General features: G+C 37.2%; 15 protein-coding genes. 12 read left to right on the top strand and 3 right to left on the bottom strand.

The window, feature by feature from the left end; all coding sequences use genetic code 11:
* The first annotated feature begins 136 nt into the window (after window positions 1-136).
* The gene (locus tag BkAM31D_RS20815; protein WP_066157472.1) at window positions 137-775 is read left to right on the top strand and encodes a hypothetical protein; all 639 of its coding nucleotides are present in this window, start codon (window positions 137-139) and stop codon (window positions 773-775) included.
* Window positions 776-811: 36 nt separating this feature from the next.
* Window positions 812-1,219: a hypothetical protein gene (locus BkAM31D_RS20810; protein WP_066157469.1), complete on the top strand. Its 408-nt coding sequence runs from the start codon at window positions 812-814 to the stop codon at window positions 1,217-1,219.
* A gap of 187 nt (window positions 1,220-1,406) precedes the next feature.
* On the opposite strand, the gene BkAM31D_RS20805 is transcribed toward BkAM31D_RS20810, so the two are convergent.
* Window positions 1,407-2,261 (bottom strand): M14 family zinc carboxypeptidase, encoded by an 855-nt coding sequence (locus BkAM31D_RS20805; protein WP_066157467.1) that lies wholly within the window; start codon window positions 2,259-2,261, stop codon window positions 1,407-1,409.
* A gap of 319 nt (window positions 2,262-2,580) precedes the next feature.
* A complete protein-coding gene (alsR, locus tag BkAM31D_RS20800; protein WP_066157463.1) occupies window positions 2,581-3,477 on the bottom strand; it encodes an acetoin biosynthesis transcriptional regulator AlsR in 897 nt (298 codons plus the stop codon).
* 129 nt (window positions 3,478-3,606) lie between these two features.
* Here alsR and BkAM31D_RS20795 point away from each other — a divergent pair, with 129 nt between their 5' ends.
* The 6 genes from BkAM31D_RS20795 (at window position 3,607) to BkAM31D_RS20770 (ending at window position 9,077) form a co-directional block, all read left to right on the top strand.
* Window positions 3,607-4,098: a 2,4'-dihydroxyacetophenone dioxygenase family protein gene (locus BkAM31D_RS20795; RefSeq protein WP_066157460.1), complete on the top strand. Its 492-nt coding sequence runs from the start codon at window positions 3,607-3,609 to the stop codon at window positions 4,096-4,098.
* A 152-nt stretch (window positions 4,099-4,250) separates the two neighbouring features.
* A complete protein-coding gene (locus BkAM31D_RS20790; protein WP_066157457.1) occupies window positions 4,251-5,378 on the top strand; it encodes a type 2 periplasmic-binding domain-containing protein in 1,128 nt (375 codons plus the stop codon).
* A gap of 27 nt (window positions 5,379-5,405) precedes the next feature.
* A complete protein-coding gene (locus BkAM31D_RS20785) occupies window positions 5,406-6,620 on the top strand; it encodes a TRAP transporter large permease (protein WP_085449845.1) in 1,215 nt (404 codons plus the stop codon).
* 150 nt (window positions 6,621-6,770) lie between these two features.
* On the top strand, window positions 6,771-7,301 hold the full coding sequence (locus BkAM31D_RS20780; protein ID WP_066157450.1) for a TRAP transporter small permease: 531 nt from the start codon (window positions 6,771-6,773) through the stop codon (window positions 7,299-7,301).
* Window positions 7,302-7,377: 76 nt separating this feature from the next.
* Complete coding sequence (locus BkAM31D_RS20775) at window positions 7,378-8,055, top strand: SDR family oxidoreductase (RefSeq protein WP_085449844.1); 678 nt, start codon at window positions 7,378-7,380, stop codon at window positions 8,053-8,055.
* Between the two features lie 20 nt (window positions 8,056-8,075).
* On the top strand, window positions 8,076-9,077 hold the full coding sequence (locus tag BkAM31D_RS20770; protein ID WP_066157444.1) for a zinc-dependent alcohol dehydrogenase: 1,002 nt from the start codon (window positions 8,076-8,078) through the stop codon (window positions 9,075-9,077).
* Window positions 9,078-9,212: 135 nt separating this feature from the next.
* On the opposite strand, the gene BkAM31D_RS20765 is transcribed toward BkAM31D_RS20770, so the two are convergent.
* The gene (locus BkAM31D_RS20765) at window positions 9,213-11,462 is read right to left on the bottom strand and encodes a P-loop NTPase fold protein (protein ID WP_066157441.1); all 2,250 of its coding nucleotides are present in this window, start codon (window positions 11,460-11,462) and stop codon (window positions 9,213-9,215) included.
* Between the two features lie 215 nt (window positions 11,463-11,677).
* Here BkAM31D_RS20765 and BkAM31D_RS20760 point away from each other — a divergent pair, with 215 nt between their 5' ends.
* The 4 genes from BkAM31D_RS20760 to BkAM31D_RS20745 all read left to right on the top strand — a co-directional run bounded on the left by BkAM31D_RS20760 (window position 11,678) and on the right by BkAM31D_RS20745 (window position 15,741).
* On the top strand, window positions 11,678-12,709 hold the full coding sequence (locus BkAM31D_RS20760) for a LacI family DNA-binding transcriptional regulator (protein WP_066157438.1): 1,032 nt from the start codon (window positions 11,678-11,680) through the stop codon (window positions 12,707-12,709).
* Between the two features lie 135 nt (window positions 12,710-12,844).
* A complete protein-coding gene (locus BkAM31D_RS20755; protein ID WP_066157435.1) occupies window positions 12,845-13,876 on the top strand; it encodes a TRAP transporter substrate-binding protein in 1,032 nt (343 codons plus the stop codon).
* A gap of 84 nt (window positions 13,877-13,960) precedes the next feature.
* Window positions 13,961-14,464 carry a TRAP transporter small permease gene (locus BkAM31D_RS20750; protein WP_066157432.1) on the top strand — a complete coding sequence of 168 codons (504 nt, stop codon included), beginning with the start codon at window positions 13,961-13,963 and terminating at the stop codon, window positions 14,462-14,464.
* Window positions 14,461-15,741 carry a TRAP transporter large permease gene (locus BkAM31D_RS20745; protein ID WP_066157429.1) on the top strand — a complete coding sequence of 427 codons (1,281 nt, stop codon included), beginning with the start codon at window positions 14,461-14,463 and terminating at the stop codon, window positions 15,739-15,741. Before BkAM31D_RS20750 ends, BkAM31D_RS20745 begins: the two co-directional genes overlap by 4 nt.

The raw sequence follows: 15,741 nt of genomic DNA, 5'->3' as shown, positions 1-15,741 counted from the left end.
CCAATTCAGGGAGGTGGGCCATTTTTTGCGTTTTATTCTAAAATTTTAATAGAATATAAATTTTGTACTTGAATGAAAATGATAAAATATAAAGGTATTAATTATTCTGAAATGATTTGAGAGAGAAGGGATTATCTTGAACAGGAATAAGATGTTTAATAGATATGCTAAGGGCAGTAGCCATGTATATTTCAGCGAACTTGGTGGAAGAAACGAACGTTCCAATATAGTTAAAGGGTATGTGAAGTGCAAGCTAATTCACACTGTTGGTGAATCTCTAATTGTTCCAGATTTGATATTCTTGGAAGAGGATGAAGAAAGTTGTTTTAAATGGATCCAGCCTCTATCTTTTTTCGGTTGTCGATTAATAATTACAGAAAACGATTACATTCATTGTTCAATTGTAGTCGATATTTCTAGTACACAGACAATAGAATTAAGGTTTTCTAATAACGATTATGTAAGGGGATATGATGATTATTCAGAGCTATATAAGTGTGAAATTCATGGACCTAAGATGTTAAGTGAACACGCAACTGGAACAGGGTATTTTAAAGAGAACTTTGAACCTTACATTCGTTTATATCACCATACGACTGCTAACGCTAAAGAAAGTATTATGAAAAGTGGACATTTTTATGATAGTCGAGGTAACTTTGCTGGTACTAAAGAATTGACTTCAATTGGGTACTTGTATTTAACATGTTTAGATAAAATTATAAATGAAGCGGACTTGCAACAGGTAGCGATGTCTAGCCAAAAGTATATTTTTTAAAGAACAGATGATGACGTTCATATTAGAAGGTTAAAAGTGCTTCATAGGCAGACGAAGGAGTTAGAAGCTGTCATTCCATTGGATGTAAATGTTCAAGCAATAGCTTCCCAGCATTTACATCGTCATCTTATTGGAGCTACTTACTACGCAATTTGTAACCCGTTTATTTACAGAATTGGTGTTGAACCGAAGAGTGGAATAGATTTTAATAACTCTACAATAGAACAAGATAATACGAAGAAAGCTGATTATATTGTAGCGGGAGATTGTAGAACGATTGATGGGTTAATAGCTCCATATGACGAAGAGAACACAGAGTACATTTATAAGATTGAAAAAGTAAGCGAGTCAGGGAAATCGAATGCTTTAGAGTTTTGGTTAACAAACAAGAATTCAGACCAATATACAGATAAACAAGTCGAGTTCACTGAATTCAAGAAGTAACAACTTAATATGCAATCGAAAATTCTAGAAGAAATTTGGCTAATAATGCTCATGACCTAACTTGGTTATGGGCCATTTTTTTGCGTTTTATGGGGTGGAATTCGCCATAAAAATGAATCGAGAAATTAGAGGGGAAGAGGAGTAAGAATGCCCGTCTATATAATGGTAGAAACTCGGATATTTTAATCTATATTTTGCGTATTTTTATCCGCGTCGACTCACGGCCGTACTCGTAAGCAAGTCCGTTCCGAGAAATCGTTAATGCATCTCCACCTACATACTTCGCAATGTTTCCGAAACCACGAGCGTCCACCGCATCATACATAACAGCTCCAAGCTGTTTTGACATTTCTATTACATCCTCGTCCACTTCAGAATTGGTAGGGTAAAGCATCGCGCCAGATACATATCGATCATCCACAGCGTATTGAGCGCTTTGGTGATGGAAATCGACTAGATAATCAATATTGTAACGTTGAAGAACGTTATTATGGAGTGCCGCTGTTTCTGGCTCAAGGCGATCTATATGATCACGGTTTAAGTTGACGTTATTCGCGTTATTGACTGTCGCTAGACCTCCTAGTACATGGTCAGATGTATCAAAGTTCACGTCTCCTTCAGCTCCATCTGGATTCAATCGAGGTACGAAAAATACATTTACCTCGTCTGCAAGTTCTTGAACTTGCCTGCTGTTTCCGGATAAATTTTTAATAACATGTAAGGCAGCTTCTGTGATAAGTGCTTCATTCCCATGCTGTTGAGTAAGAAATAGAATAGTAGGATTCTCCGGGTTGTTTCCAAACTTCACTAAATGCAAATTTCGTCCTTTTACGGATTGCCCGATGACTTCTACATTTACGTTGTCGGAACGATTATCAGCTCGCTCCAATTGTTTGACCAAATCTTCATAGCTAGTGAGTCTCTCATTTTTAATGGTCTCATTGCCGTTATAACTGGCGCCTTTCCCAACGGCAGCTGCGTGTAATGGTACTAACGAAATTGTGAGCATAATTGCTAAGACTGTTGCGATAACCTTTTTCAAGAAAACTCATTCCTCTCTAAGATTTAATTTTATAAAGCGAAACAATTGAAAAGAATTACACCTCCTCTTTTAACAAAGATCTGAGATATGTAAGGGATTTCATGATAAAATGATAGTCTAACATTTTAAGAAAACTGATTAAATCAGGCGTAAGTTGTTTTTTGGATCTGCGAGAAATGGTGAAATTTTGGAGATAACGTAGAAAGAAGAATACATATGTAAAAGGTTTGGAGAAGGTGGGACTTTGTGACTGAGAAAAGAGTAAGAGAAGCACGGGGACGGTTCTCGTGCTTTCACTAACTACCTTGAAATTACTTAATTACTCATAGATCGGAACTACGCGTTCCTTTACAAGCTCAATAAAGGTGTGGACGATTTCTGAAGGTGAATCCTGTTTCCATGCTAGGGCGGTTACACTCTGAAACTTATTGTTCTCCACATTACGATACACGACTTCATTTTGTAATAGCATTTTCATCGAGGATGGAACAAGTGCAATTCCAATCCCAGCAGCTACTAAGGATATAACGGTTGACATTTCTGCTGTTTCTTGAATAATATTTGGACTAAATCCAGCTTGGAAACAGCAATTAATGACTGAATCGAAATGACCTTGGTTAGCTTGTCGACTAGTTATAATAAATGGTTCTGATGCAAGGTCACTTAATTGAATGGCATCTGTTTGTCTTACTAATGGATGTTCTTTTGGAAGAGCAATGACCATTTCTTCTTCACGTATAATTTGGAAACTAATTTGATCACTTTCAGCTGGTTCACTTAATACCCCAACATCGATGCTTCCGTTTTGTAACGCAATAATTTGTTCGGCAGAAGTAATTTGTTTCAGTGTTACTTTAATACCTGGGTATTCATTAAGATATAGTTTTATAATGGTGGGCACTAGGTCATAGGCAGCTGTTGCGATAAATCCAATAACGATCTCCCCAACTTCTCCTCGTTTCATCTTCTGGATGGTTTCTATGTTTTCATCTAAATCTGCTAATAAGCGATATGTTTTCTCTAGGAAATATTGCCCTTCTTTCGTTAATTCAACTTTTCTTTTTGTGCGATGAAAAAGCTGTACCCCTATCTCCTCTTCTAATTGCCGTATTTGTAGGCTTAATGGAGGTTGAGCCATGTTTAATCGAATAGCTGCCCTCCCAAAATGCAATTCTTCAGCAACTGTAACAAAGTATTTAAGATGACGAAGTTCCAATTTGACTCTCTCCTTTTAATACTTATTATATATTAATTAAGGCCTAAATAGATATTGGAAGTATTCATTTTCATCATGTAAAGTATAAATTGTAAGAATAATTGAAATTATTTGTATGGAGGGCTATATATGTCAACACTTGATCTAAACCAATTTACGGAAAAATTTAATCTGCCAGACCAAGCAATTGATATCAATGAGATTCCTTGGGTACCGACACATGGTGAAGAAGATGGTGTCTGGTTTAAACCAATTCGTTTTGATTTAACAACTGGTAATTGGATTCACATTTCGAAATTTGCTGCAAATTGTGGTAATGCTACACATCGACATACGGGAGGGACCGTCTTAGCCTACACTCTTCAAGGGTCATGGAGATACTTAGAAAGGGAATGGGTAGCAAAACCAGGCACATTTGTTTACGAGCCACCTGGAGATATCCATACACTAGTTGTCGACGGAGAAGAGGATATGATTACTTTATTTTATTTAGGTGGAGTGATTGAGTATTTCGATGAGCAAGGAAATGTTTTTAAGCAAGATGATATCTTCTATAGAATGAAAAAATATTATGATTATTGTGAAGCGAACAATATCCCGGTAAAAGATTTGACCTTTTAATAAATACGATAAATGACTCTGGCTCATAATTCAAAATCTTTGAGTCAGGGCATTTACGGCAATTATTCTTTTAATTTTTATTATATTACTCACTTTGAGAAGAAAAAAATGAAAAGGCTTACTATTTTATACCAGAGAGAAGGTGGCTAAGTGTGTTTAAGCAAAGGGTGAAATTTGCTTTTCTATTAATCTCACTGATAGCGCTATTAGTGGCATGTAACAGTAATTCAACAAGTAATGTAAGTGAAGAGGAAGTGATTACATTACGAGTTGGAGCAGGTGTAGGGACAACGCATCTAGTCAATGTTTCTTACTTAAGTAGATGGATGGATGAAGTAGAAGAACGTACAAATGGGAAAGTTCAGTTTGAAAAGCATTACTCAGGTAGTGTGATAGCTATGGGGAGAGAATATGAAGGGTTAACATCAGGTCTTGTTGATATTGCTTTGCCGATCTTTCAAATGTATGACCCTGTTCGCTTTCCGCTTTCGGAAATCTCAATGTTGCCTTTACTTGAATCAGATGTAAGAGTCGCGACAGCAGCGTACGAGGAATTGGTCATGGGTAATCATATTTTAAGAGATAACAAGACTTTTTATGATTATGAATGGGCAGAACGTGATATGAAAATGTGGACAACTCCAACAACTGAAGGGTACAACTTTAGTTACGCTCGTAACTCTGGTCCTAGTAACGTGAGAGAGCTTGCAAATGTGACCTTTAGAAGCTCTGGAAGAATGGCCGAAATATTCTCAAGCAAACTAGGAATCAATGCAATTTCCCTACCAGCTGGGGATATATATGATGGTCTATCACGTGGGTCAATTGACGGTCTATATTTTTCAGTTCCAGATTGGAATGGATATGGGATTGATGAATTGATTGGTTATACGATCCAAGGAGTGAACTTAGGTCATTTCAGTCATACATTTGGCATGACCAATGAGACTTGGAATTCACTTCCTGAAGATGTTCAAGAAGTAATGGATGAAGTGGCAGTCGAGCTCCTGCACGCAGATGAAACGTATGCGGTCTATGATGAACGGTTAGAAAAGTCATTGCAAACGAATGAGGCTCATGGAGGGATCATGGCTGATATTAGTGAGCAACCGATTGAGGTTCAAGAAGCAATTAATCAAGCTATTGTTGAAACTTGGATAGAATGGATAGACGCAAATGAAAAGAATGGATTACCTGGTAAAGAAACAGCTCTTTTATGGAGAGATTTAGTTATTAAATATGGCGGAGATGTTCCGGATGCAATTAAAGAAATGGAGTAAATAAGAAACAGACAAAGAGGTGAGAGAATGGACGGAACTTTAGCTTTAATCATCATCACACTATTGTTTATTTTTCTATTAGCTGTGGGGATGCATATTGGTACAGTGTTAATGGTAGCAGGTGTAGTTGGCCTTATTTTATTAGATGGGTTCCGGTCATTTCCTGCGGTTATACAAGACTCGGGATTTTATAGTATTGCGACGTACTCATTAACGACAATTCCTTTATTTATCCTAATGGCTCAATTTATTGTAAGGTCAAATATTATTGGTTTACTGTATAGATTAATTTTCAATCTATCAAAAGAACGTGGCGGTGTGTTGGGGGCTTTCACTCTCATGCTAGGAGGATTTCTTGGGGCGTTATCTGGTTCTCCAACAGCAATTAGTGCCGCTCTTGCAGAAATATCTTTACCGGAATTACGTAAACACGGGTTTAATAAATATTTTGCAGCAGCGACGGTTGCCGCTGCAGGCTCATTATCAACGATCATTCCGCCTTCTATTATTCTCATTGTATATGGTGCAGCAACACAGACATCAATTGGTCAACTTTTTATTGCAATGACGGTTCCTGTTGTACTGACAATGGTGATCCTATTTATTTCAATCTTTATCTTGCATAGATATACGAAAGAAGATGTCAAGGATTCATCTTCAAATGAAGTGGCAGCTACGTTAGATCGTTCATTTCAAGAGGGAGAAATGCCACCTACTGTAAAAAATTACACAATCGCAGTTGGGATCATGCTTGTTATTATCAGTTCCATCTTTTTAGGGATTTTCTTCGGAATCTTCACTCCAACAGAAGCTGGAGCGATTGGGGCAATGCTAAGTTTAATCATGGCAGCATTACTGAAGAAGGTTAATCTAGAATTCTTCAAAGCCTCGCTTGAAGGAACAGTGAAAATCACAACGATGGTTATGTTTATCATCTTAGGGGCAAGTATCTTTGGGAAGTTTATGACATTATCTCTCGTTCCAACTAAAATTATTTCTTGGATTGAGCCATTGTTGAGCTATCCAATCTTACTTATGTTCCTTTTGTTAGCCATTTATTTTGTTCTATTTATGGTCATTGAAGGGACTGCCGTTATTCTTATTACGGTTAGTGTAGCTGTACCAATTGCAGCACAAGCTGGTTATGATCCAATTGTGTTTGGGGTATTATTGACTGTTGTATGTGCGGCAGGACTTTTGACACCACCAGTAGGGTTAAGTGTTTACAGTGTTGCGGGGTAGCCAATTTATCTTCACATAAGATTTTCTTTTATGGAACGATTTATGCGCTTATAATTACGGTTTTAGTCGTAATCCCTCTATTAATTTGGCCAGAATTAGTCACTTGGTTACCTAGCATTATGTAACGGAGATACAAAGGGAGATGAATGTATGAACGAAAATCAATTTAATCCTATTATTTCAAACGTGATTAAAGTAGGCATGTATATAAGCGGTATTGCCATTTTAATTATGATGGTCATGACAGTCATTGACGTTACACTAAAGGCGCTTTTTAGCTCAACCATTCCAGGTAACTATTTGTATGTTCAAAATTATTTAATGCCTGTTGCTTTCTTTTGTGGATTGCCTTATGTTTTCTTCACAGGAATTTTTCCACGACTGGATCTTTTGATCAAGCGTTTTTCTAAAAAAGTGTCTATTAATATAATGATTAGTGTACTAGTCATTGAGTTACTCGTTTATATCCTCATTACGTATTATAGTTTTTCTTATGGATTATACGGATTGAGAGAAAACATTACGTTTTTGGCTGGGGTCAATAGTTTACCATTATATCCAATGTTTTTCTTGGTTACGATTGGGTTTGCCATGCTTACGATATGCTTAATTCTAACCCTACGCAAGATGATCAAAACAAATGGAGAATTCACTTTCTTTAATAATACGGAAGAAACGTAGAAAGGATTGGTTGCATGTTTGACCTTTCAAATAAAACAGCATTAATCACCGGGGAACAGGAGATCTTGGAAGGAGTATGGCCCTTTCATTAGCAAGGGCTGGTGCTCATGTTGTCATCGCAGCCATCGACATAGAAGAAAAGATGTCCAGTATCCAAAAGACATTTCATGAAGAAAACCTCGATGTCAGCTTTGAATACCTTGATGTTACAAATGTAGAACAAATAAAGACCGTGATGGCGAAATATCAAGATCTAGACATTCTTATTAATGGAGCAGGAATAAATGTTCGTCGACCGATGGTAGAGATTGATGAAAATGATTGGGACAAAGTATTGGACATAAATTTAAAAGGTGTATTTTTCACATCGCAAATAGCTGCAAAACAAATGCTCCAAAGAAAAAAAGGCAAGATCATCAACATTGCCTCTTTGAGTAGCAAAATTGGATTGCCTAATATGGGGCCATACTGTGCGTCTAAGGGAGGGGTAGACCAATTGACTAAAGCGATGTCTGTAGAATGGGCCCCTCACATCCAAGTCAATGCGATTGCACCAGGGTATTTTAAAACAGAACTAACAGAAGTGCTATTCCAAGACGAAAACTGGAAACAATCTATTTTATCTCGAATTCCAACGGGAAGAACAGGCAAACCAGAAGATCTGAATGGAATCACTGTACTATTAGCTTCCGAAGAATCTAATTATATTACCGGTCAGACCATTTACGTAGATGGTGGCTGGACATCATCTTAACGTAAAGAAGGGGTCATTCAATGAAAGTCATTACGAAATCTCAACTACCAGGTCAAATTAAGATAACGGAAAAGGAGATTCCTCAGTTAAATAAAGGGGAAATCCTCATTGAGGTTTCTCATTGTGCCATTTGTGGAAGTGATATTCATGCTGTGAAACACGCAAAAGGGTACGAATTTGTCAGAGAGGAGACAACATTAGGGCACGAATTCTCTGGGAAAGTGATTAAGGTAACAGATGAACAAGATCAGCATTTAGTAAATAAGAATGTCTATGTTGAATCAATGCATTACTGTGGAAAATGTGAAAACTGTCTATCAGGAAGGACGTCTATCTGTATGAACCTTCAAGTCATAGGGCTTCACTATGACGGAGGAATGTCAGAGTTTGTGAAAGTACCTCGTCAATTCGTAAAAGAAATAAACCCGGCACTACCAATTGAATTAGCAGCTTTAATGGAACCAATGGCGATTGCTGTTCACGCAGTTAACCGAATTGATACACTGCAACCAAATCAAAAAGTATTGGTTCAAGGTCCGGGAATTATCGGCTTTTTCACTGGGTTAATTAGTGCACACAAACAAGCCGATGTCCTTCTCTCTGGACTTGATTCTGACTATGAACATCGATTGTCCAAAGCGACTAAATTCGGTATGAAACCACTCATTGCTAATAAAGAAAAATTAGAAGGAGAAGTAGATGTTTTGTTTGAGTGCTCTGGTTCATCAGCTGCTCTAAAAAGCGGCATAACTAGTGTGAAAAAGGGAGGGAAAGTTGTACTAGTAGCTCTCTATGAAGAAGAAATGAGTTTGTTTCTAACAGAATTGGTCAGGAAAGAGGTGCCCTTATTAACCAGCTATGGATGTGATCCCGTTGATTACAAGGAAGCCGAGGAGATACTGGTCCATTATCAAGAACCTTTAAAGGAAGTAATTTCCCTCTTTCCTTTATTAACTGCTAGAGAAGCTTTTGCGAAAAGTATGGAACAGGATGTGTTGAAGGCTGTTTTGTTTAATGAGTGAGAAGCGGGGGGACGGTTCTCATGCTTCCCTTTTCACTCAAGAAGATTGAATTTTGCCAACTAAACAGACCCCACTCTAAAAGAGTGGGGTTACTTCTTTTGTAATAAAAAAACACAAGTCCTAAATAATGTTAGCTTAAACTGATTTTTCATTTTTAGTGACTTCTAGAAATCCGATATGGTCACTGTTATTTGTTAAGGTCTTGCTTAAAAACTCACTATAGGATTCCTCGATATTATTATCTTCTATATAAAGATAAATGTCTGATTCGAACTCTTTAAATCCGCTACTCACAAAATTTGCTAATCTCTCATAGCCATACTTTTTATCAAAGTCATTTTTGAAAATAAGCACTAATTTATTTTTCTTTTGAGTGATCTGATTATAAGATATTAAACTATTTAAGGATGACTGAATTCCATTAATACTAGACCCCATTTTCACCTCAAACAATATATCTGGTTGGTTGTCGTCTGTATACCTTAAAATGAAATCAGCATATTTTCTTTTTGAATTATCCCATTCTACTTTTACTTGTTGATTATTGTATATGAACCTCGTTTTAAGATAGTAATATTGTTCTCTAATTTCAGACTCTAGGCGATTGATTTGAACCTTTGCTTCTTGTATGACATTTACCTCATTGGCTGAAAGAGAATTGTTCTTGCTTAACTTTTCACTAATGGAAATAAGCTCTAATATTTTAGTGACGTGTTTTACCCAGTATTGTTTTAGATAGCCTTTTGTTACGAGTGTATTTACCGTAGCTTCTAATGTATCACCAAACTTACGAGAATTGGTCATATCCGCAACTTTAATAATCATGCTTTCAATATTAATAATTTGATTTATTAATCTTGTATTATGACTTAAAGTTTCAAGATCTTGTGGCTCGTCATTAAGGATTACTTCATTGAAAACTAAATATTCCTTACTATTTAGACCCTCGTTGGTTGGTGTTAATAACTTTGCTTCTACTAATTTATCTTTTAGGATTTCAGACAAATCTATTAGTAACTTTTCATATTCTTCGAGTATAGAAGGTAGTTGTTCATTAGAAATCTTTGTGATTTCTTCTAACTGAAAGGGTCTGCTTTTTTTTCTAATGATCATTTGTATCCATCTGTATAGTTGGTATGATAAAAAGTCTTTTATTCCTTTATCATACTCTTCTGTGAAATCTTGAAGTGCGCTTTCCTCTATTTCCTGAACTACCCTTAAACAAGTTGCCATCACTTCATTTTTAGCTGTTAATTTTTCTAAATCGATATAAGCTTTATTACCTTCCCATTCAATTTCTTCTCGTATAAGGTTCATAAACTTTCTTGGCAATCGATTTGAATTTAATGTTAAGGCTAAGAAATATTGATTAATGGCCTCATCAGATACGTCTTCTTTTTTAGTGATTAATCGGTTGAACAATTCAAGGAGGATATCGTCACTAGCGAGAGGTATATGAAAAGTGTTCGCAAATAGGCTTGATAATATCGAATCGTCTTCAGTAGGCGAATCATAGTACTTATAATAAAGTTGTTGTCCTGCAACAATCAGAAATGTGCCCAATCCACTCAGCATCAATGATTTTGTTTCATTTATTATGCTCTCAACACTCTTTATATCCAGTTTATCCAGTTCATCAAATACAAACACGAATGTAATATGATGTTCTTTTAGTTCGGTTAATATCTCTGTTAAACGGTGTTCAGCAATTTCATCGTCGTATAAACTCTGTCTACTTAGAACTTGGTTAGTTAAACTTTTCTTTGTTATTGCCGTATGTAATTTAAATCCTTCAACACAACCCCAAATAGAGGCGCCGATAAGAAGTACCCACCCAATTAAATTAGTAAAATAATTAAATATGTAACTTAATAAGTCCCATTTAAAATTAATTGCTGAAAATATTAGAGTAGAGAAGATTAAGATGAACTTTTTGAAGTCAATGACAGCCTTTAATGAATTACTCATTTCTGTAGTTAGTTCAGTTTTATTTACATTGGAAATATCGTTAAACGTTCTTTCATAAAGCAATCCTAATTTAGTCCATAACTTTTTATCATCTTTTTCTAGTTTATTTAGTCTATCTTCAGGAATCTCTTCATAGATACTCCTAATTAACTTTCTCATTAATAATGAATAGCTACTGTATTTGGATAAATTTAATCTCACAAATATCCTGTTTTCATTAGCGACTTCATTTTCTATTATGTCAATGTACGATGTTTTGCCGGCCCCGCGATAACCTGAAATAAGAAAACTTGAACAATTACCATATAGTATCTCATTTTTGAGTTTTTGAACTGTAGGTTCTTCCAGTTTTACACCCTTCTGATCTTTAAAGAAATTAGTATCATTTAGCTTTTTATAATCAATGAATAGTTTCATATTTTACCACCACACTTTCAATCTAGAAGATAGTTTACTTAAATGAATTTTACCAAAAGAATTACAACTAGTGGGGTGCCTGTTGGATAATTATAAAAATAACAATGATTATAAAACCATTTTTTTGAAAATTCACAAGAATAATCTCCACCTCCGCCAATATACTGTAGTAATCGTTTACTACACAATTTCTAAGATTATAGGTGAAGCACAATATGACGAAAAAAGTGACTATTAATGACATTGCAAAAGCGGCAAATACTTCTACTGCTACGGTTTCCAGAGTGCTTAATAATCCGGATTATCCAGTGAAGGAGAGCCTTAGAACAAAGGTAATGGAGGCCATAGAGCAGTTGAACTATGTTCCGAATCTTGTAGGGAAACAGTTAAAGACGAATACGAGTAATGAGATTGGAGTTATTATTCCTAACATTTCTAATCCGTACTACACCTTATTAATCTCTGGGTTAGAATACGTGATTAGGCAGAGTGAGAAGTATATTCTTTTGTGTAATACGAATGGTGATCCTGAGTTGGAAAGAAAGTATTTAGAGTATTTATATCAGAAGCAAGTGCGGGGGATGATCATTTCGTCGATTAATCCAGATGTTGAGTATTTAAGGTTTCTTCAAAAGAATCATGTGCAAATTGTTGCGTTTGAACAGGATCTTGATTTGGATTGTACGAAGATCAATTTCGATTATTATAGAGGGGGCTTTCTGGCTGCTGAGCATCTCATCAAGAGAGGTCATCGAGACATTGGTTTTATCAGTGCGCCGCTCAGTCGACATAGTCGAAGGAAGGTGTACGAAGGGTTTCAAGCTTGCTTGAACCAGTATGGGATTAAGGAGCAGAAAGAGTACATCAAGATTGGCTCCGATCAGCAGGAGATCTCTGGTGAAATGTTTGAGTATCAAAATGGTAAGAATTTAGCCTCACAGCTGCTTTCAGAGAAAAAGTTACCGACCTCGATCTTTTGTATCAATGATATGACGGCTTTTGGGGTGATTCAACAGCTGCAGAATAATGGATTGAAGATTCCTGAGGATGTCGCTGTTGTTGGATTTGACAACATCGATATGTGTGAGATCGTCAATCCTTCTTTAACGACGATCGACCAGTCTACTTTTGAAATGGGGAGGTTGGCGGCTGAAGCTTTAATGTACAGTATGAAAAATACCTCGGCTGCACCCACTAATAACTTGTTGCAACCGACCTTAATTGAAAGGCAGTCGACGAATGGATAAGGCGGGAGAACTCGCATTGGATTTTTTTATCGCTGGTAGTAAACGTTTACTATGACTTGTAGTAAACGGATTACAGAATATACAAAAGTCATGGCTAGGTAAGGAGTCCATTTACTTTAAGGGGGATGAAGAAAAATGAAAAAAAGGTCTTCATGGTTAAGCATTGGGGTTCTGTTACTTTTCTTGTTTCTAGCAGCTTGTTCTTCTAGTTCGGAGGAGACGGGAAATACGAGTGATGAGGGGAATTCGGATCAAGGGGAAAAGGCGGAGACAGTTGTGTTGAGGCTAGCTGAAAATCAGCCTGATAATAATCCAGTGACGATTGCGATGTATGAGTTTGCTGATTTGGTGGAAGAGAAGACAAATGGTGAAGTGAAGATTGAGGTTTATGCGAATGGTCAGCTTGGTGAGGAAACAGCCAATATTGATCAGGTTCAGGCAGGCGCTTTAGATATGGCGCGTGTGAACTCAGTTCCTGTAGCACAAATAGTAGATGAAATAGGAGTTTTTACAACGCCATTTATTTTTGCTGATCAAGAGCACAAATATCGAGTGCTAGATGGTGAGATTGGCGAAGAAGTTCTTGCTAAATTTGAAGACCACGGGATGGTTAGTTTTGGCTATTTAGAAGCGGGAACTAGAAACTTTTACACGACTGATAAGCCGATTGAGTCTGTGGAAGATATGAAGGGGTTAAGAATTCGCGTTCAGCCATCTGATATTTCCGTGAAAATGGTCCAATTGCTAGGAGCCGTTCCAACTCCTATGGATTATGGTGAAGTGTTTACCGCTTTACAAACAGGTGTAATTGATGGTGCTGAGAACGACTTTGTCAGCTATTATACATCCGGTCACTTTGAAGCTGCCCCGCATTATACGTTGAATGGCCACTTAAGTCCGCCGGCATTAGTCATTATGAATAAGCAAACGTGGGATGGTCTATCAGAGGAACATCAGCTAGCAATCAAAGAGTCTGCTGCGATTGCGATCGAAGCACAGAGAGAATCGATGAATGAGATGCAAGAAGAGTTCAGAAAAGAGGTTGAAGAAGCGGGTTCTGTTATTTATGAAGTCGATGTCGAGGAGTTCCAAGAAGCTATTAATCCGATCTTTGACGAGATGCCGCAATATGAAGAGTTAATTGAGAGAATAAGAGCCTTGCAATAAAGATAATTTTAGTAGAACAAAGGCATAGGCTGAGAATCTTTCGGCCTGTGACCTTTCTTTCTATTAACCTGGGGTGTGAACAAAATGTACGAGATGATCAATAAAAAACTAGATCAAATGACGACGGTTCTAAATTGGTTTCTAGGCATCATACTTACGCTCATGCTACTAATCACTTTTATCCAGGTTGTCTTAAGGTATGTGTTTAATAGCCCTTTGATCTGGGCAGATGAAGTTACGTTAGTCATGCTTACATGGTATGGGTATATCATTATCGCTATTTTGGTCAAAGAAGGAAAGCATATTTCGCTAGAGTTTCTTTATTCCCGCTTTAATCAAATGACGAAGAAGGGGTTAGATCTTCTTCGAAACATTCTTATTCTAGGATTCGCTATTCTAATGGTTTACTTTGGAAGTGAAATGGTCATTAACACGCAAGGAAGGCATCTCCCGGCGTCTCATCTTCCACGTTCCTTGTTGTATTTCCCGTTAATCATTTCAGGACTCTTAATTAGTTTCTATACGATCAATCATGTCATAACGTTGCTATTTCCTAGAACGGGAAGGGAGGCAGGAGATAGAAGATGACGGAGATATTTATTTTATTCGGGTTGCTTTTCCTGTTCATGTTCTTAGGGATTCCGATTGCCTTTTCGTTAGGAATTACGTCTGTTATTGTAGCGATCTATTATGAGATCCCTTTGCTGCTTTTATTTCAAAACATGGTCAGTGGCATTAATAATTTCACGTTTCTAGCGGTTCCTTTCTTCATCTTGGCAGCCCAGATCATGACAGACGGGGAAATCAGCGATAAGATCATGAAATTTGCGAGTGTCATCGTTGGCAAAATCCGTGGGGGCACGGCGATGGTCAATGTCACATCGAGTATGTTCTTTGGAGGTGTGTCAGGGTCTTCCGTAGCGGATGTGTCTTCGATCGGTTCGATGTTAATTCCGGCGATGAAAAAGCAAGGCTACGACAAAGACTATAGTGTGGCGGTTACCGTCACTTCATCGACACAAGGTGTGATCATCCCACCAAGTCAAAATATGATTTACTACGCGATTGCAGCTGGAGGAATCTCGATTAGTGAACTGTTTCTAGCAGGATTTTTACCTGGAATTATGCTAGGGATTGCTCTAATGATCGTCACGTATCTGTTAGCGGTCAAGCGCAAATACCCGAAAGGAAGAGGGTATACGCTCAAAGAAAGTTTGCACATTATAAAAGAGGCAAGTCTTGGTATTTTAACAGCCGTGATTATCATTGGAGGTATTATCTTCGGGATCTTTACGGCTACTGAGTCTGCAGCGGTCGCAGCCGTCTATGCGTTACTAATCACTACCTTCATTTATAAAAACATGACCTTCAAGAAAATCAAAAAGATCCTTTACTCATCATCAAAGACATTAGGTATGATTGTCGCTATTATTGCTACTTCATCTGCTTTTGGCTATGTGATGGCTTATCTAAGAATCCCAACAATGGTCTCGAATTTCTTTCTAACGATTTCTGAGAACCCGATTGTTATTACCCTTTTAATTATTTTATTGTTATTAGTATTAGGAATGTTCATGGATATGGGTGTGCTCATTTTATTGCTAACGCCAATCCTGCTTCCGGTTGCGACGATGGCTGGTATTGATCCGATTCACTTTGGGGTCATAATGGTTCTCACGTTAGGGATCGGCTTATGTACGCCTCCTGTTGGAACATCGTTATTTGTCGGCTGTGCCATTGCTGGATTACCAATTGAAAAATCGATTAAGGCTCTATTGCCGTTTTATCTAGTGATGGTCCTTGTCGTGCTCTTAGTAACATTTATTCCATCGATCGCTTTATGGATTCCAAGTTTAGCGAACTAA

Source organism: Halalkalibacter krulwichiae (genome assembly GCF_002109385.1).
Lineage (GTDB): Bacteria > Bacillota > Bacilli > Bacillales > Bacillaceae_D > Halalkalibacter > Halalkalibacter krulwichiae.
This window is presented reverse-complemented; position numbering and strand designations above follow the sequence as displayed.